21 protein-coding genes are annotated in these 23,899 nt (G+C 42.6%); 9 read left to right on the forward strand and 12 right to left on the reverse strand.

Annotation, left to right across the window (positions count from 1 at the left end; genetic code table 11):
• Positions 1 to 353 precede the first annotated feature (353 nt).
• From R7H07_RS00665 to R7H07_RS00680, 4 genes are all read left to right on the forward strand, one after another.
• On the forward strand, positions 354 to 1,589 hold the full coding sequence (locus R7H07_RS00665; RefSeq protein ID WP_017821929.1) for an outer membrane protein transport protein: 1,236 nt from the start codon (positions 354 to 356) through the stop codon (positions 1,587 to 1,589).
• 20 nt (positions 1,590 to 1,609) lie between these two features.
• Entirely contained in the window at positions 1,610 to 4,018 is a 2,409-nt protein-coding gene (locus R7H07_RS00670) for a VolA/Pla-1 family phospholipase (RefSeq protein WP_086047414.1), read from the forward strand.
• A gap of 136 nt (positions 4,019 to 4,154) precedes the next feature.
• On the forward strand, positions 4,155 to 4,364 hold the full coding sequence (locus R7H07_RS00675) for a YgdI/YgdR family lipoprotein (protein ID WP_005376349.1): 210 nt from the start codon (positions 4,155 to 4,157) through the stop codon (positions 4,362 to 4,364).
• A gap of 289 nt (positions 4,365 to 4,653) precedes the next feature.
• Positions 4,654 to 5,211, forward strand: a complete 558-nt coding sequence (locus tag R7H07_RS00680) for a PhnA domain-containing protein (RefSeq protein ID WP_005376350.1) — start codon at positions 4,654 to 4,656, stop codon at positions 5,209 to 5,211.
• A 127-nt stretch (positions 5,212 to 5,338) separates the two neighbouring features.
• On the opposite strand, the gene R7H07_RS00685 is transcribed toward R7H07_RS00680, so the two are convergent.
• The 3 genes from R7H07_RS00685 to R7H07_RS00695 form a co-directional block, all read right to left on the reverse strand.
• Complete coding sequence (locus tag R7H07_RS00685; protein ID WP_005376351.1) at positions 5,339 to 5,530, reverse strand: hypothetical protein; 192 nt, start codon at positions 5,528 to 5,530, stop codon at positions 5,339 to 5,341.
• A 279-nt stretch (positions 5,531 to 5,809) separates the two neighbouring features.
• Positions 5,810 to 6,829 (reverse strand): TerC/Alx family metal homeostasis membrane protein, encoded by a 1,020-nt coding sequence (locus tag R7H07_RS00690; protein ID WP_206958828.1) that lies wholly within the window; start codon positions 6,827 to 6,829, stop codon positions 5,810 to 5,812.
• Between the two features lie 622 nt (positions 6,830 to 7,451).
• Positions 7,452 to 9,194, reverse strand: coding sequence for a bifunctional metallophosphatase/5'-nucleotidase (locus R7H07_RS00695; protein WP_005376363.1), 1,743 nt, complete (start codon positions 9,192 to 9,194; stop codon positions 7,452 to 7,454).
• Between the two features lie 268 nt (positions 9,195 to 9,462).
• On the opposite strand from R7H07_RS00695, the gene R7H07_RS00700 reads away from it, so the two are divergent.
• A complete protein-coding gene (locus R7H07_RS00700) occupies positions 9,463 to 11,097 on the forward strand; it encodes an ATP-dependent endonuclease (protein ID WP_017634174.1) in 1,635 nt (544 codons plus the stop codon).
• Positions 11,098 to 11,250: 153 nt separating this feature from the next.
• Here R7H07_RS00700 and R7H07_RS00705 read toward each other — a convergent pair whose 3' ends face one another.
• Together R7H07_RS00705 and R7H07_RS00710 are read right to left on the reverse strand one after the other, a co-directional pair.
• A complete protein-coding gene (locus R7H07_RS00705) occupies positions 11,251 to 11,733 on the reverse strand; it encodes a DUF1097 domain-containing protein (protein ID WP_017634175.1) in 483 nt (160 codons plus the stop codon).
• Between the two features lie 227 nt (positions 11,734 to 11,960).
• Entirely contained in the window at positions 11,961 to 12,866 is a 906-nt protein-coding gene (locus tag R7H07_RS00710; protein ID WP_005376369.1) for a LysR substrate-binding domain-containing protein, read from the reverse strand.
• Positions 12,867 to 13,167: 301 nt separating this feature from the next.
• Between R7H07_RS00710 and focA the strand changes: the two genes are divergently transcribed.
• On the forward strand, positions 13,168 to 14,619 hold the full coding sequence (focA, locus tag R7H07_RS00715; protein ID WP_054730569.1) for a formate transporter FocA: 1,452 nt from the start codon (positions 13,168 to 13,170) through the stop codon (positions 14,617 to 14,619).
• A 137-nt stretch (positions 14,620 to 14,756) separates the two neighbouring features.
• Here focA and R7H07_RS00720 read toward each other — a convergent pair whose 3' ends face one another.
• From R7H07_RS00720 to R7H07_RS00730, 3 genes are all read right to left on the reverse strand, one after another.
• Positions 14,757 to 15,326: a YceI family protein gene (locus R7H07_RS00720; protein WP_017634178.1), complete on the reverse strand. Its 570-nt coding sequence runs from the start codon at positions 15,324 to 15,326 to the stop codon at positions 14,757 to 14,759.
• The gene (locus R7H07_RS00725; RefSeq protein WP_005390157.1) at positions 15,323 to 15,862 is read right to left on the reverse strand and encodes a cytochrome b; all 540 of its coding nucleotides are present in this window, start codon (positions 15,860 to 15,862) and stop codon (positions 15,323 to 15,325) included. Before R7H07_RS00725 ends, R7H07_RS00720 begins: the two co-directional genes overlap by 4 nt.
• A gap of 174 nt (positions 15,863 to 16,036) precedes the next feature.
• A complete protein-coding gene (locus R7H07_RS00730; RefSeq protein WP_042520836.1) occupies positions 16,037 to 16,279 on the reverse strand; it encodes a DUF2164 domain-containing protein in 243 nt (80 codons plus the stop codon).
• 183 nt (positions 16,280 to 16,462) lie between these two features.
• Between R7H07_RS00730 and R7H07_RS00735 the strand changes: the two genes are divergently transcribed.
• On the forward strand, positions 16,463 to 17,095 hold the full coding sequence (locus tag R7H07_RS00735) for a hypothetical protein (RefSeq protein ID WP_005376385.1): 633 nt from the start codon (positions 16,463 to 16,465) through the stop codon (positions 17,093 to 17,095).
• Positions 17,096 to 17,282: 187 nt separating this feature from the next.
• A complete protein-coding gene (locus tag R7H07_RS00740; RefSeq protein ID WP_054730571.1) occupies positions 17,283 to 18,071 on the forward strand; it encodes an EAL domain-containing protein in 789 nt (262 codons plus the stop codon).
• A 27-nt stretch (positions 18,072 to 18,098) separates the two neighbouring features.
• Here the strand turns inward: R7H07_RS00740 and R7H07_RS00745 are convergent, their stop codons facing one another.
• Both R7H07_RS00745 and R7H07_RS00750 read right to left on the reverse strand, forming a co-directional pair.
• Positions 18,099 to 19,358: a DEAD/DEAH box helicase gene (locus R7H07_RS00745; protein WP_005376383.1), complete on the reverse strand. Its 1,260-nt coding sequence runs from the start codon at positions 19,356 to 19,358 to the stop codon at positions 18,099 to 18,101.
• 67 nt (positions 19,359 to 19,425) lie between these two features.
• Entirely contained in the window at positions 19,426 to 20,028 is a 603-nt protein-coding gene (locus tag R7H07_RS00750) for an ACP phosphodiesterase (RefSeq protein WP_054730575.1), read from the reverse strand.
• Positions 20,029 to 20,584: 556 nt separating this feature from the next.
• Here R7H07_RS00750 and R7H07_RS00755 point away from each other — a divergent pair.
• Positions 20,585 to 22,015 carry a methyl-accepting chemotaxis protein gene (locus R7H07_RS00755; protein ID WP_005376380.1) on the forward strand — a complete coding sequence of 477 codons (1,431 nt, stop codon included), beginning with the start codon at positions 20,585 to 20,587 and terminating at the stop codon, positions 22,013 to 22,015.
• A gap of 430 nt (positions 22,016 to 22,445) precedes the next feature.
• Here R7H07_RS00755 and R7H07_RS00760 read toward each other — a convergent pair whose 3' ends face one another.
• Positions 22,446 to 23,114, reverse strand: coding sequence for an HAD-IA family hydrolase (locus R7H07_RS00760; protein WP_047103569.1), 669 nt, complete (start codon positions 23,112 to 23,114; stop codon positions 22,446 to 22,448).
• 195 nt (positions 23,115 to 23,309) lie between these two features.
• Positions 23,310 to 23,819 carry a hypothetical protein gene (locus R7H07_RS00765; protein WP_005386088.1) on the reverse strand — a complete coding sequence of 170 codons (510 nt, stop codon included), beginning with the start codon at positions 23,817 to 23,819 and terminating at the stop codon, positions 23,310 to 23,312.
• Positions 23,820 to 23,899: the final 80 nt, after the last annotated feature.

Raw genomic sequence — 23,899 nt, forward strand, 5'->3', positions numbered from 1 at the left:
GTCTATTGAATAACTACATAGCGAGCGCGAATTATGCCTGTGAAGTGAAGAAACAGCAAAGCGAGCTATCTCTTGATTTGATCGTTATTTAACTATAAAGCTCGCAAAACAATTCTGGTCGTACCATTCTCTTCAAAAATATAACGATAATACATGCCCTTACAAGCCATCGTTTGACCTATGCATCATATTTAAAACGCAAAATACGCTCAAACTTTGACAAGTTATTAAACATACAATTAACATTACATTTACATCATCGTTGTATTTCGCGTATTAACAATTGGTGTAAGTACCACACAACAATTACAAGGACTTCGGTCCAGCATTATGACACCCTAGGAGGGTCAAGGATGAACAAGAAGCACTGCTCTCTGCTTACAATTTCAATATTGTTTGCGTGTAATGCCCACTCAGCGGGCTTCCAGGTAGCTGAACATTCGGCATCTGGTCTTGGTCGAGCATTTTCAGGTGAAGGGGCTGTTGCAGATAATGCCAGCGTCCTTGCTCGTAACCCTGCAGCAATGACACTTTTCAAAGAAGCTCAATTTTCGGGCGCGTTATCTATCATCGACCCTGAAGTCGATGTGTACGACACTGTAAACAATGAACACGCGAAAGATGTCGCCCCTTTACAGATCGTGCCAGCAGGTTATTACATCAGCCCTATCAATGATAACTGGGCCTGGGGCATCGGTATGTTCACAACATACGGTGTTGCCACTGACTATCCAAATGATATTTCCGCAGGTGATATGGCGGGTGACACTTCCCTACTTTCAGTAAACATCAACCCTAATGTCGCTTACCGTATCAACGAGTCTTTCAGTGTCGGTGGTGGTATCAACCTCGTATACGCTGAAGCAGAGCTGACTCGTCACAAAGGCGCACTCGCCGGTATTTTAGGTGGTAATAAGTCCGATAACCTTGTCGGCATGGAAGGTGAAACTTTCGCTTGGGGTTGGAATGTCGGCGCTTTATTTGAGCTAAATGAAAACAACCGTTTTGGCTTTGGCTACCGCTCTAAGGTTGATCTAGATTTTGATGACGGTGAGTTTAGTAGTTACGACTCTGGTCGAGCTTCATCACCAAAAGTTGATGGCCGTTTAAAAATCTCTCTCCCTTCAATTATCGAATTATCGGCTTTCCATCAACTGAATGAACAATGGGCTGTACATTACGGCTGGCAACAAACCGACTGGAGCACATTTAAAGAACTAAAAGCGACCAGTAACGAATGTAATGACGGAGTATGTTTCTTTAAACCTGAGAAATATGAAGACAACAATCGCTACTCCGTTGGTGCAACTTACATACTTAATACAGACTGGACATTCCGTGCAGGCTTTGCGTACGACGAACAAGCAGGTGAAGCGACATTGAGTATCCCTGACAGTGACCGTTTTTGGTACAGCGCGGGCCTAACTTACGCAATGAGTGAGAATTTAACTTTCGATGCAGGCTTTGCACTTGTTAAGAGTAAATCAGGCTCTTTCACTGAGACAAATGCTCTGGGTGAAGAGATTAAGTTTGACTCAGAAGGTACTGCTTACATCAGCGCGGTACAGATGAACTACACCTTCAAATAATGGGATTACGGAGTAAACCAATGAAACACACGTTTAAATTATCAATGCTTTGTTCTGCAATCCTTCTTGCTGGTTGTGGTGATGATACCTCCAGCTCTGGTACTTCCGACAAAGTTCAATTTGAAGATGAAGTCCAAGCATTGCTTGATCGCGAAACATCCATCAGTTTTACGCTTCAAGGAGCGAACGCAGATGTACCGGCACCGTCTTACTTATTAATGGACACAAGCGATGGTACGCTTGGTCTGCCAACTGATGGCGATGATGCTTTAACCAACCCTAGAGCCTCAATGAACACGATGGATGGATGGTCAACGTCTATGCCAATCGTTCTTAACTTCAACGGCGACGGTTTTGCAACGGGCATGCTGTCGTCTGGTGTTAAAGTCATCAAGATTAACCAACGCTTAACCGAGTGGGACGGTAAATCTAACCCAATCGAAGAGGTACTCGTTCAGAATCAGGACTACGTAGTTCAAGCAAAAGGTAGCTCTCTATACATCCAGTTCTTGGCTGCACTTGATGAGTCAAGCGAGTACATTTTTGCGGTTACACAAGATGTTACTGACGTGAATGGTGAGCCAATTGGTACATCAGCAAGTTATGCGACAGTTAAATCGAAAGAAATCGTTTATGAAACTGGCGACCTTGCTTCTGTTCAAGCAGTCACTCAGGCGGTTGAAGGCATTTTTGGTCTAGCTCAAGTTGACCCTAACGACATCGTTTACTCCTCATGGTTCAGTACCCAGTCTGTAGGTGATACGTTAGCGGCAGTCAAAGGAGTAACCGCTACTGGTTTTTCTACTGGCGCAAACACACTAAATACCGTTTACAAAAATGACTCAAACGAAGGTTCAGTAGACTTATCAACGGCCTACACAATAACGCTCGGTGAAACCCAAGACTTTAGCACTGCGCTAGACTCTGACGATGACTTTAGTAAATACATTAGCGATCTAGACGCAGCTAAAACGGCAATTAAAGGCCTTTACATGCAATCAGGTGCCGATGTAAGCGTGACACAAGGTGTGGTAAGACTGCCTCATTACTTGGAAAAAGGCGCAAGCTGGAACATGCAACCAATGGTATCTGCGATGCCAAGCCTAGCGAAGCTAAGCGCAGCATTAGCGGATCCGAACGAGCAAGCAAACATGGTTCAGCAGCTATCAACAGGCGTTTTTGCAAATGATCCTGTTGATGTGACAAAGCTTGCTACAGATCCTACAGAGCAGCTAAAACTTGTTGGAGCTAAGCTTACTCTTACCGATGGTACCCAGCTTGATAGTGAGCGTATTATTACTCGCTACTCGCCTGTTCCCGTAGTGAAATCGGTTGAAGATGTCGAAGTACTGGTCTTCACACCTAAATCTGGCGTCGCGACAGACGTTGTGATTTATCAACACGGCATCACCTCTGCGAAAGAGAATGCGTACGCGTTCGCGTTCAATATGGTAAAAGCAGGTGTGGCAGTTATCGCTATTGACTTACCTATTCATGGTACGCGCAGCTTAGATGAACAACGTTCCGCAAATGCGAATGTACTGGCTTATCTAAATCTTTCCAACTTAGCCGTTGCGCGTGACAACCTACGTCAAAGTGTTCTGGATGTGTTAGGTTTGCGCGCTAGCTTGGTAGTATCTGCTCAAGGCGGTCTTTTAGCTGGAGGTCCTCTGCAAGGCTTCAACCCAATGACGGGTTCAAAAGTCAAAATGCTAGGTCATTCACTTGGCGGTATTGTCGCTACATCTGCCGTCGCAGCAGCAAACAATACATTGGGCAGCTCTACTGCGGATGCACTGTACACCTTTAGTTCTGCATCAGTACAGAACTCTGGTGGACAAATTGGTAATTTGTTACTGGGTTCAGACAATTACGGCCCTCAGATCAAACATAACCTCGCTTATGCAGCATCAAAAGACTATGCGAATTACGCTGATGCATCATGTGCGGATCTAGAAGATAAAACATGTTACGAAGCATTTGAGGCTGCGGCAACGGAAGCTCAAGTAGCAGCGCTAGAAGCAGGTTTCTCACAATTTATCTATGCAGCACAGACTACACTAGACACTGTCGATCCGTTCACAAACGCTTCAGATTTAGTGGCATCTGGTTCGCTAACGACACCATTCTTTATGACAGAAGTGGATGGCGATAGCACAGTACCAAACAGCGTTCCAAATGCACCATTCGCGGGTACTGAACCGCTTGCTAATAAGCTAGGGTTGAAGACTGTGAACAGTACGGACACTACTGTGAATGCAACTGCGAGCTTTGTACAGTTTAATGCTACTGCATCGCACAGTACTTTTGCTTCGCCAAATGGCACTTTGTCTGATATTGATCATCATGTAGAGATGCAGATGGAAAACACTGACTTCTTAATGGATGACGCACTAACAGGTGTCACTAACACTTCTGTTTTGAAGTAATCGCAACGCCCTTCCTACCAAAGCCCAGTTTCTACTGGGCTTTTTCATTTCAATTGTATTCAAACCCACTCATATTTCCTCTGCTATAGTTAAAACGATGTCTTTGCCTAACTCACTTGTTTAAAAGGAAAACTCTATGCGCGTATTGACTGTTATTGCCACTGTATTACTTCTTGCTGCATGCGGAAGTAGCCAATATCTGATGTCGACAAATGAAGGGAAAATTATTACCTCTTACGGTAAACCAGACCTGAACGAGGAAACGGGTATGTACGAGTATGAAGACATGGATGGTAAAGAAATGAGTATTTCAAAAGAGCAAATTGTCCAGATTGTCGAACGTTAACGACAGGCCCTCTGTAAATTAGAGGGCTATGTTCTAGCCACCCTCTCTCTACATTTACCTCTTTTAGGTTTGTAATCGTTGTAGAAATTGACACAACCAATTCATAAACCAAAACAATTAATAGTGTCTTTTATACTTCCGTATTATTTATTTAGCGAATATTTTACATCTTCACCTTAATCAGGTTGGAGTATTGTAAAATCTAATCTTTAATTCGCTAACACCCTTTTATTTCTCAGGATAAAGTGGATAATACCGCCACAAAATAACATTACTAAGGTGAGTCCTTATGTCTATTGAAGCTACTCTGCTTGCGCGCTGCGAGTCAAAATGTGAACTGTGTTCTTCTGAATCTCAACTAACTGCATACGCTGTCCCACCTCACGGTAATGTGACGGTTGATACTGCCATCATGGTTTGTGATAAGTGTCTGGGTGAGATCGATGAGCCAAAAGACATTAACCACTGGCGTTGTCTAAACGAAAGTATGTGGAGCCAGGTTCCTGCTGTACAAGTGACTGCATGGCGCCAACTCACTCGCCTAAACACAGAAAGCTGGGCTCAAGATGCTCTTGACATGATGTACATGGAAGAAGAGCAAATGAACTGGGCAATGAAAGGGATGTCTGCTGACGATAAAACGGTTGACTGTAACGGCACTGAACTTAAGAAAGGTGACGATGTAACAGTAATTAAAGACCTACCAGTAAAAGGCACTAACCAAGTAATCAAACAAGGTACAGTGATTCGTGGTATTAGCCTTGGCGATGATCCAAAGCTAGTTTCGGGTAAGGCAAATGGTGGTCAGTCGATGTACGTGATCGCAGAATACTGCCGCAAGAAGTAATATCGCACTTCAGTCATGTCTACCTCCTCTAGAGTGTTTCTTTTCTAGGGCGTAGGTTGAGTAGGCATGTTTTACAAATAAAAAAAATACCGGCTCATAGGCCGGTATTTCTTACACTATTTCAATATCAACGGTACATACCGATGTCTTTTTGAATATGTGCTGACAAGTCTTCTGCGTAGTAACTGCGTGGCGCAGTGTTATCTACAAATAGAATGTCCAGTAAGTGAGCAATCAGTCCTTTGAAGTTAACCGCGTAGGTTTTCTTATCCATAGAGGTTGGTAAAGCTACATTTGTCATTTGCATTGCTTGTGCCATGATTGCCTCTCTTTAAAAGCAGTAGTCTGTTTAGTTGGTTGTATATTAGTCAGTTTCTTATTGTTTAAGAAATGACAAATTTTACCCATTCAAATTAGAATTTCTAATAAAACAAACTCATTACAAAACTCAAAAATACAAATGAATAATAACGGCATAAATAATCACAATTGCTGTAATTACATTGAATAACTGAACATTACCTGCATAATTGCCCCTTAAGCAACAACATATATTTAACAATATTTTTCGTTATTTCTTTTGATTTTAGTGCTTACTTTATATTTTTTGATTAGTAATATTAACGCTAGTTTGACGCTTCGCTTTATTTTTTAGGAGTGATGCAACCACTGCCGATGTCATCACAACAACTAAAAATGTGAGAGACCATGCTGTCGGAATCTCATATTCTGTTCCAACCAATAGCATTTTTACCCCGATAAACATCATGATTACTGATAATGCTGGTTTTAAGTATACAAACTTGTCTAACATTGCTTGAAGAACAAAGTACAGCGATCGCAAACCCAGTAATGCAAATACGTTCGCGGCTAAGACTAAAAATGGCTCTCGCGTTACCGCGAATATAGCTGGTATAGAATCCAACGCAAACATAACGTCCATTACTGCAATGACACCAACAACGATCAGCATCGGTGTTGCCACCCACTTACCAGCTTGCTTTAAGATTAAGCGATTTCCTTGGTAGTCATCTGTAACTGGCAATACCTTTCGAATCAACTGCTCCGGATATGGATTAACCTCTTCTGCTTCGCCTTTGTCGCGAGCTAGCTTAACACCCGTCCAAATAAGAAAAGCAGCAAATAAGTACAATACCCAGTGATACTGTGAAAGTAACTGAGCACCAACCGCAATCATGACAGCGCGTAAAACTAGCGCACCTATCACCCCCCAAAGCAATGCTCTCGGACGCAAGTGCTCCGGCACACTGTATTGTGCAAAGATGATGGCAAACACAAACAAGTTATCCACGCTTAGCGACTTCTCTAGTAAGTAACCAGTTAAGAATGAAATCGTTGCTTTGTCGTTCGTATAAGCGCTATGTGGCGCGTAAAAGTCCCAGAATAAATGAATAGAACCTGCAAAAACAAAGGCAAGCAAGAACCAAAAAACACTCCAAACGATGGCTTTTTTCATCGTGATAGCGCCACCACGTGTTTGATAGATATCAAGCGTAACAAGAACAAGGGTAAATAAACCAAAAGCACCATACATCGCTAATGATTCTTGAAGAGGCACCGATTGGCTCAATTGGGTGGTATTTTCGATAAGAGACATATTTCCTCCCATGGCGGAAGGACTTCGTTTGGTGACCTTCCGCAGACAATAACAACCAACAGCCACATAACGATTATGTGCTGCTAGTCAATGAATGCGTTGGTCTCGTTGAAGTGTTGACGTGAATGAACCACGTAACACCTTTACTTACCGGATAAGCTGATGCTTAACGAGATGACGATAAGTAAACTTGCGCTAACTACTCCCCAAACGCCGACATAATAACGCCGAGCGTCAGGCTTTCCAACAAAAAAACCTTGTCTTATCGAAATAAAATTCTTATCAAAAATCAGGAAGCACTATAAAAAGAAAGAAATGGATTCAACCACCTGAACTATAGTAAACAGACAAAAAGCAGCAAATGGCTCGGGACAAACTCTTCATTAGTTAGGGCCCTAACGGGGAAGATAGATACAAAAAAGGAGCATTACTGCTCCCTTTTGTAACATCCACATTCTTAGCAATTCAAAAGCCGCTTAGAGGCACAAAGTAGACCAGTGTTGACCAAATTGCGATCCAGGCAACCACGACTGCCGTATCTGCCCAATCTTTATTCCACATACTGCCATCCTCATCAACCCATGTAGTAAGTGGAGAGCAGCAAAATCAATACCAGTATCTATTATCGACGTCGCTTTGTGTAAAGTTTGTGACTTTGATTCAAACAGTTTGGCTCATCGGTCAGGAGTTCAATAAAACAATCAGCCATGGACAAACTGGTCACACGTCCTTCTCCTTTCATCTCCTGCAATGCGTCGTACCCCTCTTTCCCTTTCATCGTATAGGCAGAAGAAGTCCCTCGATACCAAACATCATCTTGAACACCAACCCATTGTTTGCCATCAAAAATCACTAATGATTGAACTCTTTCACCTTTTGGGGCATCTGCGTGGTACTCGAAGTTTAAATTGTAAGTGTACGGATAACTGCCAGATCCAGTGCCTTCTACGCCATTGTTGAGTGCATTATTTATCGCGCCTTCAAGTGCACGGCGAATAGCGCTGCCTTTTACATCGTAAAAGCCGATAGGAACGGCAAAAGGCAACAGCCGTCCGGCAATGTCTGCCACTGTAATGTTGCCAGGGTTCAAAGAGGTTCGCACGCCACCCGCATTATGAATTGCAAATTGAACGTCATATCCACGTTTGTTTAAACAGTGCAGAAATGATCGGGCAACGGAGGAAGCCAACTCACTCTCACCAAATTCATCGGGAATTCTCACATGACGCTTTTTGGTGTCAACACTAGCAATGACTTGTGACTGTAACTGCCTGACCTGAGGAATATATTTATCGCTCAGGATCGCTTGAGTTTCCGGGTGTTTCTTACAAACCACGACATTCGGTTGACCATGGATGAAGTCGCACGCGGTTTCGAATACACCTTGGTCGAGCTGTTGGTTTAGCGTCGAGTCCCAAAAAATACGTCGACCCAGCAACAGTTCATTTTGTCCACTCAACATCGTTGCTTTACCGTGTTCATCAAACTCAATGACACAGTGCCCCATTGTCAAAGCATGGAAACCCGCTTGCACCACATAGGTATCATTAATTTTGATACCGTAGGGATCGTCTTGTCCTAACCCTATTGATGAAAAATCACCTTGCAACCGGTGGCTGTGTCCACCAACAATTATTCCAATACCTGCGACTTGCTCAGCTAACTCTAAATCACCTTCATAACCTAAGTGGCTCAGAAGAATAATATTTTTTATACCTGATGAATGGATTTGTTTTACGGTCGCCTTGGCGGTTTCAATTGCTGAGTGAAAAGGCGTGTCTGCATCAGGGTTTGCGATGTCGCTCATTTTATCTATGGATAATCCGAAAATCGCGACCCGCTCACCATGGAATTCTTTAACAATGTATTGAGCGCTCTGTGTATCCGGTTGGTAACTATATACATCCTTGCAATCACTGATACGGTGAGGTTTTTTAAGTGATTCATTGGATAAATCCCAGTTGCCAGCAAGCAATGGGAACTGAGTACGTTGGCAAAACAATGCAACTGGCTCATTCCCCATATCTAATTCATGGTTACCTAACGCCATTGCATCAATCTTTAATGCGTTCAATAAGTCGGCATTGGCTTTGCCTTTAAATAGTGAGAAATACAGCGTGCCTTGGAAGCAATCTCCGGCATGGAGGAACAACATCCCATGACCTTGGCGCTGAGCATCATCTCTTAACTGCTCGACTCTGGTTGCGATACGAGAAAAGCCGCCAGCACTGACATAGGGTTCTAGCGTGAGTTCATTGTTTATCTTAAGCTTTAACTGTAATGACGTTGGTTCAAAGTAGGAATGTGTGTCATTGATGTGTGCCAGTTTGATTCTCACTGGCTTATGATTGTTATTCATCTTCATCTTCTCTTTTTTCATTCCTTATAATAATAAGAAGTGAATCATGACAGAATCATGAATTTTATGAAACTGCGATTTAGGGTTTCATGTTTAAGTGATCACGATGCTGTCCCCCGGCTTTGAAAACAAGCCTCGCTTGTAACGGTCTCTATTCAGTAAGAGGCTCTCGTAATTTTGTGAACTGAGCTTAACTCAAAAATTCCGAATTCATATATGCTTAGGAGTAGCAAAATAACTCTCGATAATTCAAATAATTGCAAGGAGGATTGAGATGAGACTAGAACGCATCGAAATCTCCGGGTTTAGAGGCATCAAACGCCTTTCACTCTCTTTTGACGAACTCACCACGCTCATCGGTGAAAACACGTGGGGCAAATCATCATTGCTCGATGCCCTTTCCATCGCACTACCTGCCAATGGCTCATTGTATCAATTCAAACTGAAAGATTTTCACGTTGACTACTCAATTTCTCATCCACAAACACAACACTTACAGATCATTGTTTGTTTTAAAGCACAGGATAAAAACGAAGTAAAAGCGGGACGCTACAGACGCATAAAGCCTACATGGTGCACCAACGAAGATGGTGAGCAAGTCATTTACTATCGTATTAGTGCGTCTCGCGATGAGCACGGCATTAATACAAAGTACGCGTTTTTGGATCATAACGGCAAACCCAAAAAACTTCACCACTCAGAGAAACTCGCTATTGAGTTAATGACACTTCATCCTGTAATCCGACTACGTGACTCCCGACGCTTCCCAGATTTAAACCATGTCAACGGCGATGGTAAAAATGCTCGGATTGAAAAACGAATCAACAACACCTGTCGACGCTTATTGGCTATGCCTGGCCATGTGAATAAAGGTGAGATTCGTAGTAGCCTCGACTCAATGCAAACGCTTGTTGAACACTATTTCGCGTTCAGAAGTGTCAGTAAAGGCAACCCACGCAAACCTCGTGATGGTCTTTTCTATACAAGCCCTTCCTCTGATAAAGGCTTGAGTCAGTTCTTGAAAGAAACCAATGACAAACAAAGCCGCTTGCTTTTAATGGGGTTACTCAATGCCTATCTTCAAGCTAAGGGTCCCACCGATTTAAGGCGCTGTGCGAGACCAATACTGATCATTGAAGATCCAGAAGGTCGACTGCATCCAACTCATCTAGCGAGAGCGTGGTCCTTATTGCAATTGTTGCCAATGCAAAAGATATTAACCACCAACAGTGGCACGTTACTCGGTTCTGTTCCACTGTATTCAATTCGACGTTTAATTCGGCTATCAGACAGAACCATCGCTAAGAGTTTAAACTCAACAAAGTTTGGTCGAGATGAGTTGCGCCGAATTGGTTTCCATATTCGTTTTCATCGTTCAGGAGCATTATTTGCACGGTGCTGGTTACTTGTTGAGGGCGAAACCGAAGTTTGGCTTTTTCATGAACTGGCTCGTCAATGCGGGTATGACTTGGCTGCCGAAGGGGTTCAAATCGTTGAGTTTGCTCAATCAGGTCTAAAATCACTCATCAAAGTAGCAAAAGAGTTTGGTATTGATTGGCATGTCGTTACCGATGGCGACCCAGCAGGGAAAAAGTACGCGCATGCAGTGCGAGCACAGCTCGACCATGATCAGGAAAGGCATCGACTTACGGAGTTACCCGACCGAGACATCGAGCACTTTCTGTACAACAATGGTTTTGAACTTTTCTTTAAGGACATCATCAAAGTTCCTCATGACCACCCTATCCCTGCTAAAAAAGTCGTAAATCGTGTTTTGAAAAAACATGCAAAACCGGACTTAGCTTTGGCTATTGTTTCTCATTGTGAAGAGAAAGGCATGGAGTGTATTCCTGTTCTTCTGCGCTGGACACTTAAACGCGTTGTTACCATGGCCAACGGCAATACATGAGTTAGGCGTATTTCACACTCAGCGTATTGTCTTGTAATACAAAAAAAGCACACCAATTTGGTGTGCTTGTATCAAACATCATTAATTTTGATTAAGGGTATTGAGAGGGATAAAACTCAATACACAGTGGATACCAATAAGATCGGGGGTTCACTACTGTGCTTGCTCAGCAAGCGAAGAAGAAGTAGCGGTTGATTTCGTATGCAACCATAGCCCTGTCGCTTTCATTAGATAGCCAAACACACCACCTAGCAACAACGATGGAATGACAAGTTGCCAGTTTCCGTCAGCCGCAAATGTTGCGCATGAACCAATAAAAGTACCAGGGATGTACGCGAGCCAAGCCTGTTTAGCTTGAATACACATGAAGAATGCCACAATAGCGGTAATCACATAGCCAATAATTTCCAACCCCACGTAAGTGGAACCGTGAATAATTACCATTGCCCAGAATACGCCTGTCATATTGGTGATTAAGCTGATGCCTAGTCCTTTCAATCCGCTCGTTGGCGCTGCAAAGTAGCTCGTGCAACCTAAAAAACCAGCCCAAGAAAGCAAACCTAAAGAGATGGCGATCCAACCCCATACGCCAGATAAAATTCCAGTAGTAATAGAAATAGCTAAAAGTGTCGTCATGGTAGTCATACCTACTCGGCTATTATCGTACCTATATGGTTCAATAACTGCCTTCATACATTGAAATCAAGGACACATGTTAGATACATCAGCTCAGCTTATCGGTGATATTGATCACAATAAGATATTATTATTTTCACAATTTACATTAAAAGTTTGACGCAACCGATAAATCAACAGATTTAGGGAATAAACCAACTCATCTCGTAGGCATATTTAATCAACCTTTAAAGAACTGAAGGCTTCCCTTTCATCATTCGCAGCCCCTCTCTTTTAATGCAGTCGACTAATGGGTTTTCTGCCATATCTGAACGCCATATAAATGAAAGCGTCCTTTCCATTTTTAACTCAGGTACATTTAATGCCACAAGGTGACCTGCTTCTATATATCGCTCTACATCTAAATACGGTAAGCAAGTAAGGTACTGACCATTAGCAACTAAACTACGTAACACCGGAACGTGTTCGTACTCGCGCCACACATCCAAATCTTCAATAAGGTGGTGAATAGAACTATCAAATGTTTTTCGTGTGCCAGAGCCATGCTCTCTTAGTACCCACTTCGCTTGCTCTAACTGCGCAAGGCTAACAGACTGATTACGCGCAAAAGGATGATGAGAAGCTGCGACAACAGTAAGATGATCACGACACCATACTTCTTGGTGTAAACGGTTATCATCACAGCGCCCTTCAATAATCCCTAAGTCATACTTGTAATCTAATACCCCATCAATCACCCCTTTTGTACTTTGTACACCGAGAGAAATACGCATTTCTGGAAAGTCATTATCAATGATACTGATAAGGTCGGGAACTAAGTGCTCTGCTGGGGTTTGACTCGCTCCCATACGAATCTCACCACTCAATAAATGTTGCTCATAGAAGCCCATTTCAATCTGCAATGCATCTTGTAGCAAGCGTTTTGCTTTTGGTCGTAACCACATCCCCCAATGGGTTAACGCCATTTGCTTGCCTTGCCTCTCAAACAACGGCCTGCCAAGCATCTTCTCTAATTGCGCAAGCGACATGCTCGTCGCTGATTGTGTCAAAGCCAATTTTTCTGCGGCTTGGCTTACACTGCCGGTATCTGCAACTGCGTCGAAAACCGCTAATTGCTTAAGTGAGTAGCGCAAAGTGTCCTCCATTATTAGTGGGTATTTCCCAATTCCCACAATTGTTAAAGCATGCCCCAATAAGCAATAGAGTTCATTTTACCTAGCCCCGTAAAGTTATCAATTAATTTGATGAGGTTTCTAAATATTATCAATTTTACCTTACTAACCGCTCTCCCTATTCTGAGTACGCGGTTCGGGAACACCGCAAGCCTCAATGGTTTTGAAACCGAAGTCATTGAGGCTCTTAATAAAAACAACAATTTCATTTTTGAGTTAATAACCAAGGATTTTTTATGCGATTACAAATTAAGGAGTCAATATGGCGGTGACCAGTTCTCAAAATCACCAGTATTTTTCTCCAAAAGAGATGATGGTTGAAGCGGAAAAATTTGCGTTAAGTAAGGCAAACAAAACCAGCAGTATGACATTAAGCCTCGCCATTATGGCCGGCGCGTTCATCGGGTTAGCATTCTTGTTTTACATCACGGTGACCACCGGTAGTACGGGCGCTGGTTGGGGCTTGAGCCGCCTAGCTGGTGGACTCGCATTTAGCATGGGATTGATCCTCATAGTGATCTGCGGTGGTGAATTATTTACCAGCTCCGTCCTATCCAGTATTTCTTGGGCCAATAAGCAAATATCGTTCGGTAAGATGCTTTCGATCTGGGGCAAAGTTTACGTTGGTAACTTTATTGGTGCGATGTTCCTACTTGCGCTGGTTACTGCTGCTGGTCTTTATCAGATGGATGGCGGTCAATGGGGATTAAATGCGCTTAACATCGCACAACACAAACTTCACCACACTCTCATTCAAGCGTTTGCACTCGGTATTCTCTGTAACCTGTTGGTCTGCCTAGCGATTTGGCTGACATTTAGTTCTGCAAATGCAATGACAAAAGCAGCAATGACAATTTTGCCTGTGGCAATGTTTGTCAGCAGCGGTTTTGAGCACTGTGTTGCGAACATGTTTATGGTTCCACTTGGTATTGTTATCGCGAATTTTGCACCTGAATCTTTTTGGGCATCTGTCGGTGTGCCCGCGTCACAATACACAGACCTAAACATTAGCCACTTTATTACCGCTAACTTAATTCCTGTCACGCTTGGCAACATCGTCGGCGGAGCGATATTAGTTGGCCTTTCAAACTGGTGTATTTTTCGCCGACCAGAACTAAAAGCAGCGAATATTTCTTCTATCACTACAACTACAACACTGTCGTCAGTTAAGGATTTCACCATGAAAAATGCCTCTTTTGTTAAAGACATTATGAACCCAAAACCAGTCACCATTCGTGCAGAAACGCCAATTGCAGCCGCGCTGGATGTGTTACTTGATAATCACGTAACGAGCGCACCTGTTGTAGACGTACAAAATCGATTAGTTGGCTTCTTCTCTGCTCACGATGTGATGGTAGAACTATGGTGTGAGGACTACATTCCGGTGAAAGACCAAAAAGTCGTCGACATCATGAGCAGAGATGTGGTCGCAATTGACGCTGATGATCGCCTCGTTGATGTTGTGGAATTCCTATGTATCGATAAAGAGCAGTTGTACCCAGCGAGCAGTATGGGTATTGCCACTCGCTTGACGTCTTTGTCTCTCGAAGAACGCGCTAAAAGTATCAAAGTAAGTAAGCCACAAGTGCTTCCTGTGCTTGAAAATGGGCAGATGGTCGGGGTGGTTACTCGTACTGAAGTATTAAAAGCACTACGCCCGATTTTTGGTGAGCGTTTAAACCTAGTGGAAAAAAGCGAGTTAGAAACAGCGTAATTCGCTAAACATTTACAACGTCTATTGGCTTTCAATCGCTATCACTGACGGGTTTATCGATGTTAGTGATGTGATTAAGATAATAAAAAAGCGCTCTTCAAGTGAAGAGCGCTTTTAGTGTATCTAAAAGGAACTAATTACTTCTTAATACCTTCGATATGAAGTTCCATATCGACGTAGCTTGAAGCACCCATTACTGGGATGTCAAAGTCAGCAAGCTCTAGGCGAGTGTTGCCAACAAAGCCAGCGCGCTCGCCGCCCCATGGGTCACTGCCAGCACCAACGAATTCAGCCTCAATAGTAATAGGCTTAGTAACACCGTGTAGCGTTAGATCACCAGTTACATCTAGTTTGCCATTGCCTTTATCAACCACTTTTGTGCTCGTAAAGGTTGCTTCACTGTATTTACCAGCATCGATGAAGTCACCACTACGAATGTGTTTGTCACGTTCAGCATGGTTTGAATCTAGGCTGGTTGTATCAACAACAACATTTACTTTTGAGTCAGCAATGTTGTTTTCATCAAAAGAAAAGTCACCAGAAAATGTATTGAAACGACCTTTGATGAAACTGTAACCCAAGTGGCTAACTTTAAAGTTGATTGAAGCGTGAGCACCTTTGGTATCGATGACATAATCTGCAGCTTGCGCACCAAATGGCAGTGCCATAGCGATAGCTAATCCTGTAGCGAAAAGTGACTTTTTCATTTTGAAGCTCCTAACATTTTTCTTAATGTGTTGTCTTTATCGATAAAGTGGTGTTTTAGTGCAGCAATAGCATGTAAACCTGCAATCAGGATAACTGCCCAAGCTGCATAGAAGTGAATCTCACCTGCAATATCTGATTGGCCTGGGAATAACTCTCCCGCTCCTGGCACGGTGAACCAATTAAACACTTCGATGCCGCGTCCATCAGACGTTGAAATGAGGTAACCTGAAACAAAGATGGTGACCAATAGTAGGTACATGACACCATGCGCTGCTTTAGCAGCAAGCACTTCGTAACGTTTGCCTTCTACCTTTGGTGACGCCGTCACATGTTTCCATACGATGCGTGCCAAAGTTAAAATAGCGAGTAAAATACCGACAGAGCGATGGTAATGCGGCGCAGTTCGATACCATTCGCTGTAATAGCTAAGGTCGACCATCCACAAACCCACTGCAAATAGACCAATAATGCACAGCGCTGATAACCAATGCATCACGCGTGCAGTAAGGTTGTAATTCTTTACCAGTGTATCCATCTCAAGTTCCTAGATATATTCCTAAGTTAATGCTGAGCAAGAAACACTACATTAACCTATTTACGTCATATGAAACAGATTATTTACCATCATTTACATCCAGCCAATGGTGCCGTATCTATCAAGTTGTTCGAATTTTTTGAAGGAACTTTAAATCGTTTGTAAAACTGAAACTTACAGCTTAATTTCTTGTTCTATCTCATACAGCTCTTCGGAAACTTCTAACATTCTGCGTTCAACCAGTAACTTAGCATCTTCAACACCCTTGTTATAATAAATTGGTCCTAGTTTTTCTGTAATAAAATCAATTAGAAACTCACTATCGAACTGGCCAATTTCAACATCTAGCTCGTCTTGCATGTAATCTTGAATGGCGGTGGCCAACGCCTCTTTTTGTGCGCGTTCTAGCTTTATCATTTTTTCCCTTTCAAATTTTTGTTCAACTTCTGCTTCTTTCGTGTTGCTCTATTAAAGATTAGACACGGTCATTTGTGAGAAATTTGGTGTTTAGATCAAGAAGTTGCCGAAGTAAATTAGTCTATTCTCAAAAGACTATGCTAACCTTTTGCAGTTCGTTTTGTAATTATTAAGGGATATTCTTTGCTACTCGACCTAGTTATTCAAAGTGTTAATGATTTTCAAGACGACTGTCTTAAGCTGTGTGAAAAGCATTACCCTGCGGTGCATAACCAAGGCATGAGTGAGCATCATCTTGGTCTCGCGTTTTCAAGAAGGATGGAACATACTTTTCGTCACTTTGGATACAACTGCGTGATAAAGCCAATCGAAGTGTTGGATTCTCCAGACCTTCCCCATCACTATCGAATTTCATCCGACATTGGCACTGTCTGGGTTCTGAGTCACCATATGGTCAGTGCCGGAAAATCTTGCCGGGAAAACTTACTCTCATCAATTACGGAATGGCAGAGTGAATATGGTTATGCCTTACAGCCTAATGACCTACTCTTTTTGGTTTGCGATCATTGGATAAGTCGCAGCAAAACGAGCCGAGAATTGCTTCATTGGTGGATGGGTGAACTACCCGATCAGATCAACGAATACACAGAACAAGGAATCACACTGTACACTAGCGAGTCGCAACTCACGCAATCGTTGGACACTCGATTCGGTATTAGCCCTTGTTACATTAAGTTTGGGCATCCTTTACGGCGTTCGAACAAACAGCAGTTAGTCAGAAAATATTTGCAGTTGTATGCCGTACTGCAATGGTAGCATCAAATTGAAGTGCTGAGATTATCAATTATTTCATCAATTTGTTTGATGTCACTCGACAAACCTACCCATCCATTACCATCGTTCTTGCTTGAGTTAATGAGCACACTTAGATTCATTGCCAATGAAATAGAAAAATTAGCGCGATAACGCTGATGTTGAGACATTGATATAGGTTGTGGTAACAATGATGAGCATCTCGCAACTACTTAGTTGCATCCGGAAACAAGCCGACGGGCAGTATATTGCGAAATACGCGAACTTCACTCTCCGCAGTGTCTTTCAACCCATATATAAGAACGATATTTCCATCGTTGGCCTTGAAGCACTGGTAAGAATTAGCAATGCCAATGGCAACATGGTTAGGCCAGATCAGTTTTTCCAATCCAAAGCGACTCCCACTCAAGATTTGCTCAATGTTGAACGCTTAAGTCGCCTAATCCATATCAAAAATTTCTCTCAGTCTCGCTTTCACACAAAACAATTGTTTCTCAATGTATTACCGGTAGCGGCAGAGATACTAGTCAAAGACATCACGTATAACCGACTGCTAAAACAAACCATTTATGAATCGCATTTGATGAATGAACAAATCGTCATGGAGTTACTTGAATTGAAGGTGGAGGATGAACTCTCTTTGTCTCAAGCTACTCGGGAGTTAAGTCTTGAAGGATTTAAATTAGCGATTGACGATTATGGCGTCAATGCATCGACAACTGAGCGAGTGAGAAGCATTTGCCCAGATATAATCAAGATGGATCGCTCTTTATTGCTAAGGTATGAAAACGGTGATTTTAAAGCGCTTAACGATGCATTATCACTCGCAAAAGCGTTATGCTCTAAAACCGTTATCGAAGGAATTGAAACCGAGCATCAACTTCGCTTAATGAAAAAGCTCGGTTTCGATATGTATCAAGGGTACCTACTTGCTATCCCCCAAACGTTAGACGTCTATGAAGAGGCAAAAACAGCCTGACTATGTAAGAACAAAAGTTTGCGCGGTTTAGCGAGAGCTACGTGATTTACCACGATTTTTATGAATCGCCAATTTTGCTTTTAGCTTACGCTTCTCAGATGAACGACTACGACGACGCCCACCCCCATTTTGTTCAGGCTCAACTTCTTCTACAAGACTTGGTTCGAAACCTGCCAGCCATTCTTGGGGTAAGCGTTGATCAAGCAGGTTCTCGATAGCTTGCAACAAGTACTCCTCATCTCTACTCATCAGAGAAACCGCCAAACCTGACTTTCCTGCTCTTCCAGTGCGGCCAATTCGATGGACATAATCTTCTGCTTTGAATGGCATATCAAAGTTCACGACTTGTTCTAGCTCTTGAATATCTAACCCTCGTGCTGCCACATCGGTTGCAATCAAAGCACGCACCTTACCTTGTTTAAATTCATCCAAAGCTCTTTGGCGGGCGCCTTGTGATTTATCGCCGTTGATAGAAACCGCTTTGATGCCATCTAACTTGAGCTCTTTCGCTAACTCATCACTGCCTTGCTTCGTTTTTGTAAATACAAGCACTTGCTGCCAATTCCGCGAGCCAATTAAGTACGCTAGCAATTCACGTTTCCGTTTTTTATCCACTGGATAAACCATTTGTGTTACCGTTTCAGCAGTCGTATTTGCTGGTGAAACTTCGACTTCAACTGGCGATTCCATGAGTTTATACGCAATAGTTTTGATTCGCTTCTCAAATGTCGCAGAGAACAATAGGATCTGTTTCTCAGCAGGCAAACGTCGGAAGATGCGCTGCAAGTCAGGCCAAAATCCCATATCTAACATACGGTCGGCTTCGTCTAACACGAGCATACCGGTTTTGGAGATGTTTACGTTACCATTAAACAGGTGATCCAAAAGGCGGCCTGGCGTGGCAATCAAAATATCAGCACCCTCTTCTAACTTTCTCTTTTGTACGCCAATGCTTGTACCACCATAAACACACACGATGCGAAGTTCTGTTTCTGCCGAGTACTGATTCAAATTATCAAATACCTGCTGTGCAAGCTCGCGTGTTGGAACCAAAATCAATGCTTGAGGTGTGCCGTTAAGTTTCTTTTGCTGAACGGTTTGTATGATAGGTAAACCAAACGCAGCCGTTTTTCCCGTACCAGTTTGTGCAGCAGCAAGTAAGTTTTTTCCTGCAAGGACGTGTGGAATTGACTTTTCTTGCACTGGTGTTGGCGTCACGATATTTAGATTGCCTAGCGTCTCGATTAGCTTTTGTTCGATGCCTAAATCAGCAAAATTAACAGACATGTGTAACCTCATTATTTTTGGAGCGCAGAGTTTACCAGAGCCCCTAAAGCCATACTACTTTTCTATCTCATTGAGTTGAGTCATTAAGCTGTTGCTGAAAATCATACGACTGGCGCAAAACATCTCGATAAAGTGACGAGAACTTCTCTTCTAATTCGGTGTAATCACTTTCAATCACTTTAAATGTTGTGGTTAAGTCTGCCATCCTAGGACTTCTTTGCGACATCCGATGTAGTGCAAATTCTATATTGTCTAGATCTTGATAGGATTGAAGCCATCGGCCATGCCACATTCTGCTGTGGAGCACCAAAAAACGTGGCGGCAAATGTTCATGAACCTCTCGGTTTACTCTCTCGTATGCCGTTTTTACAAAGTGTTCGAGAGACACGGAGTGAAAGTCGTTCCAGTGTTTTGCGAGGCAATGATCCCAAAACATATCTAAAGCGATAGGTGCAAAACGTCTCGCAACACCAGTGAAATGAGGCTTACATTCGTTGACGATTGGATGATGGTCAGTAATACGGTCAACAAATCTATGTAATCTGATGCCATTTGAGATATCGCGATCATACAGCTTGCTTGGATCTCCTTTTACGAAGTCTCCAAGCAAGTTTCCCAATAAATGGCTGTTACTGTGATCTGCGATATGCAGGTGGGCTAGAAAGTTCATTCGACGCCAGTTTTGGCCTCTAGGGCTTGGTGTGACATGAACCTAGTATAACGTCAATTACGACGAGATGAGAGTGTTCCGCTATTCGGCTTCGTTGTCTGAGCCAACGTATTCCGACAAGATAATGCCAATTTCAAGCGCATCTAGCAGCTCTAGGCTCTCATCGTTTTGGTATTGGTCGCTCATTGTGACCTCCTTTATTTTAAGCTCTCTTGCTTTTACTTGCTGACACATATCCACATCAGCAACTCCTTTTTATAGTCTTTATATGACACATTCATGACAGCGAGAAGTAAAGATTTAAAAACCTATGAGCACAATCAAAAGTAAACGATTGCAATTAAGTTTCATATCCGCTTAACACTTTAGAGAAATGACTCTTTTATCAACATTCATGTCAATTTAAAGATATAACATACTGTTATAGGCGTCCTTAGATCTCATTTCTTAAACTAAATTTAGTATTCGTTACATATTTTGCTGATTAACTTCGCATATTTTGTTTCGATATAGCAATAGATTTGGTCAATATCTTTTATCTCTAATGGAGCTTTAAATGAGAGAAGTTGAGTTTAGAACGATAGACAGGCTGTTTATCAAGATGTCTATCAACGACAAAATGTGGGTTATATTCCTACTGTTTTTAGTAGCCCTCACTTCAGTGGCTGGAAGCCGCTACTTCAATGAAATACAACAATTTGAGCAGCAAGCCATCTCGGCGAGCGAAGCGAAGCTTTCTGGTATCGTTGATGCTCAATCAAACCGCGCTACAGAAATTGACGGCGTATCGAAATCGAACCGCGTAAGCGAGAGTTCTTTTGTCGATGGGTCTGTGACCGCTTATGCCAAGTTGCATTCTGGAGAAGTGATTAAGCTGACTCAAAATGTGTCCACACAATACGAATCGTTAAAATCATCAGCTCTATCGTCACTATTACTCAGCTTCTTATGGGTTATTCCTTTTGCCCTATTCTCTTACTGGGTGGCAACGTTTATCGGAGGAGCTCTGTGGGTTTTATATACAACAACCGAAAAAATTGGTGACGGTGACTTAACCTCTCGTCTTGGTTTCCATCCTGGTCGAGATGAATTCGGTACCATCGGCTGTGCGCTAGACAAGTCTATGGATACCTTAAGTGAACTGGTTAATAGTGTTAAAAATAATGCAACGATGTTGAGCGAGACATCTTCTGCATTCGAAAAAGATATGCAGTTGAGTGAAACCCAGATATCTCATCAATATCAAACGCTTGATTCAGTCGCGACGGCAATGGAAGAAATGACAGCCTCTGCAAAGGAGGTATCAAGTATTTCTCAACAAGCAACGACGCAGTCAGACCAAGATGCCCAGAAGATCGAACTAAGCAGAAGCCGTGTACAAAACGTGATTGGCGAGATAGAGACGTTATCTAGCTATATTGAACAAGCCTCTACGTCAGTAACCAATTTAAACGAGAATACGACGCAGATTAATGACGTGATCACAACGATTAACGCCATTTCAGAACAAACTAATCTGTTGGCGCTAAACGCAGCAATCGAAGCAGCCCGTGCTGGTGAACAAGGTCGTGGATTTGCAGTGGTTGCCGATGAAGTACGTACATTAGCAAGCAGAACTCAACAGGCAACAGTAGAGATCCAAGCCATGATTGAGAAGCTTCAAATTGAGAGCCAGAACATTGCTTCAATCACCAACCGAACCGTTCAGCAAGCTCAAACCAGCAGCCAGCTTATTGATGAAATCGGCCATGATGTTACCTCTATTGCCGAGTCAGCACGCTCATTAATGGACATGAGCATTCAGATTTCCACATCTGCTGAAGAACAAAGCGCAGTTGCTAACGATATTGCATCGGAACTTTCAGAAATTCGTAGTCAATCAAGCACAATCAGAGAAGTGGCGGAGCAATCTACCGCTGGCGTCGCTAATCTCACGCAAGCCTCCGTTTCTCTTGGTGAGATATTACAACGCTACCGCACCGCATAAGGTTGTGGAACTTATGATCAACAAGGGCTCCTTAAGGAGCCCTTTTCTTTAAACCGTGTTCAACTATTACCTTCGATATTTTCTACGACATCCAAGTGGATATTTGAAGTGAATCTCAAGTTCTCGCTGTACCGGATGAAATAATGTTCTTAAACAAAGCGTTCCGCTATGCTTGATCTTGCCAATTCCAATTTGCTGCTGGAAAACAATATGAATAATTACAAAGACACAAAAGACATAGAGAACCTGAATTGCCCACTCTGCCAAGGAGATGAATATCTCATTTCATCGGATGGCGAGAAATTCACATGCGCTGCTTGCGGATTTCATACAAAAAACTTCTCATCTATCCAATGTCTACATCAAACGCCTTACCTACAGTCTAAACTTAAGCACATCCACAGCTTAAGTCCGGTTTGCCATTAGTAGGTCAAACAGAGCAGCCACACAGCTGCTCTTTTAATTCATCTAAATGATGGATGCGAATTACACGCTCGTCATCAACACGATTGATAGCTTCACCATTAAATAACTGCACCGTTTTGATACCGGCGTTTAGTCCCGCCTCGACTCCTTTAGGCGTGTCATCAATATAAAGACAGTCACTTGGTAAAAAGCCCATGCTCATAGCACTGTACATGATTAAATCGGGCTCAGGCTTCCAACTATTCGCATCGAATGCCGAGAACACTTTCCCTCGGAAAGCATCGAGTAAACCGGTTAACTCCAAAGCGTATTCAATTTTATCTTTAGGTCCATTAGACGCCACACAATATTCGATATTATGCGAATCCAAAAACTGAATTAATCGTTTTGCGCCATCCATCGGCTGTAAGTGACGCACAAAAAGAGACTGGACTTCTTCTCGGTATTGCGGTTCTAAAACATCAATTGGGACTTTGATATCTTTCAATTCTTTAGTATCTAAAAGGATGTCAGCGAGCTTTCCTCCTTTAAAGTGAGAAACGCACTCTTCCATCGTTAACTCAGCCCCATGCTGGTTAAATACATTGACGAGCGCTTGGCAACACAGTCTTTCGCTGTCGACCAACGTACCATCACAGTCAAATATCACGCACTTAATATTGGTAATTGCCATAGCCATCTCCAGACGTCTTAAAGGCTCAAGCCCAAGCTGATTTTAAGAATGTTTGGATTAATCTTATTTGAGTTTGGGATTGTTGAAACGACGAGCTTGGCATTTCATGGAAATAGAAGGGAGCAATTACAGTTTTTCTAAGCAAGATCACCCAACGTCATCTTGCTTTACTTTTTATGCACATTGATGTGTAAGTTAGTCTTCGATAACCACTGAGTCTAACAGTTTTTGCTCGGTGCTTAGTCTTTTAGCCAGATCAGCCACAAACGAGCTTTTGTATTTTGATTCAGAAACAGCAACATCAGAGATGAGTGTATTTCCTTCGAGATGGCTAACAATAGCAGCACCAATTGGGACTCCTGATTTAAAACCAACATATAATTCAAAATCTGGCGTGAGGATAATCTGTGTCAGATATTCAATGATCATATCTTTATCATACTGCTGTTCCCAGCGCTGAGATTGCAAGATAGAGAACATAATGGTCAGTCGATGAAAATCGACCAGAAAAATGTCGTCGGGGTTAAATTCAGAGTCACTTTCCAGTAGTGTGTCTTTGTCGACTACTTGATACGTTGCTTTTTCTAGCGTTTTGAAATAGACATCGCGCCCTTTCAAACTCTCTGGTGTCGGAAATTCAACTTCGACCAGATCATACAGCCATGTATTTTTACGCTCGATACTGGCTAACTGTTGTTCATTCATCTTGATACCTTCGTTTAGAGCAGTACATTAGCATGAAGCCCGCAACAAACCTAGCGCACATAGACCTTTCCGTGGCTAAA

Origin of the sequence: Vibrio sp. Vb1127 (assembly GCF_033338735.1) — a bacterium.
GTDB classification, from domain to species: Bacteria; Pseudomonadota; Gammaproteobacteria; order Enterobacterales; family Vibrionaceae; genus Vibrio; species Vibrio alginolyticus.

Excerpts from the sequence above, each read along its gene's own strand:
- R7H07_RS00665 (WP_017821929.1), top strand. The coding sequence starts at position 354 with ATGAACAAGAAGCACTGCTCTCTGCTTACAATTTCAATATTGTTTGCG.
- R7H07_RS00765 (WP_005386088.1), bottom strand. The coding sequence starts at position 23,819 with ATGAATGAACAACAGTTAGCCAGTATCGAGCGTAAAAATACATGGCTG.
- R7H07_RS00670 (WP_086047414.1), top strand. The coding sequence starts at position 1,610 with ATGAAACACACGTTTAAATTATCAATGCTTTGTTCTGCAATCCTTCTT.
- R7H07_RS00740 (WP_054730571.1), top strand. The coding sequence starts at position 17,283 with ATGATGAGCATCTCGCAACTACTTAGTTGCATCCGGAAACAAGCCGAC.
- R7H07_RS00690 (WP_206958828.1), bottom strand. The coding sequence starts at position 6,829 with ATGTCTCTTATCGAAAATACCACCCAATTGAGCCAATCGGTGCCTCTT.
- R7H07_RS00750 (WP_054730575.1), bottom strand. The coding sequence starts at position 20,028 with ATGAACTTTCTAGCCCACCTGCATATCGCAGATCACAGTAACAGCCAT.
- R7H07_RS00695 (WP_005376363.1), bottom strand. The coding sequence starts at position 9,194 with ATGAAGATGAATAACAATCATAAGCCAGTGAGAATCAAACTGGCACAC.
- R7H07_RS00700 (WP_017634174.1), top strand. The coding sequence starts at position 9,463 with ATGAGACTAGAACGCATCGAAATCTCCGGGTTTAGAGGCATCAAACGC.
- R7H07_RS00720 (WP_017634178.1), bottom strand. The coding sequence starts at position 15,326 with ATGAAAAAGTCACTTTTCGCTACAGGATTAGCTATCGCTATGGCACTG.
- focA (WP_054730569.1), top strand. The coding sequence starts at position 13,168 with ATGGCGGTGACCAGTTCTCAAAATCACCAGTATTTTTCTCCAAAAGAG.
- R7H07_RS00675 (WP_005376349.1), top strand. The coding sequence starts at position 4,155 with ATGCGCGTATTGACTGTTATTGCCACTGTATTACTTCTTGCTGCATGC.
- R7H07_RS00705 (WP_017634175.1), bottom strand. The coding sequence starts at position 11,733 with ATGACGACACTTTTAGCTATTTCTATTACTACTGGAATTTTATCTGGC.
- R7H07_RS00760 (WP_047103569.1), bottom strand. The coding sequence starts at position 23,114 with ATGGCAATTACCAATATTAAGTGCGTGATATTTGACTGTGATGGTACG.
- R7H07_RS00730 (WP_042520836.1), bottom strand. The coding sequence starts at position 16,279 with ATGATAAAGCTAGAACGCGCACAAAAAGAGGCGTTGGCCACCGCCATT.
- R7H07_RS00745 (WP_005376383.1), bottom strand. The coding sequence starts at position 19,358 with ATGTCTGTTAATTTTGCTGATTTAGGCATCGAACAAAAGCTAATCGAG.
- R7H07_RS00680 (WP_005376350.1), top strand. The coding sequence starts at position 4,654 with ATGTCTATTGAAGCTACTCTGCTTGCGCGCTGCGAGTCAAAATGTGAA.
- R7H07_RS00725 (WP_005390157.1), bottom strand. The coding sequence starts at position 15,862 with ATGGATACACTGGTAAAGAATTACAACCTTACTGCACGCGTGATGCAT.
- R7H07_RS00755 (WP_005376380.1), top strand. The coding sequence starts at position 20,585 with ATGAGAGAAGTTGAGTTTAGAACGATAGACAGGCTGTTTATCAAGATG.
- R7H07_RS00685 (WP_005376351.1), bottom strand. The coding sequence starts at position 5,530 with ATGGCACAAGCAATGCAAATGACAAATGTAGCTTTACCAACCTCTATG.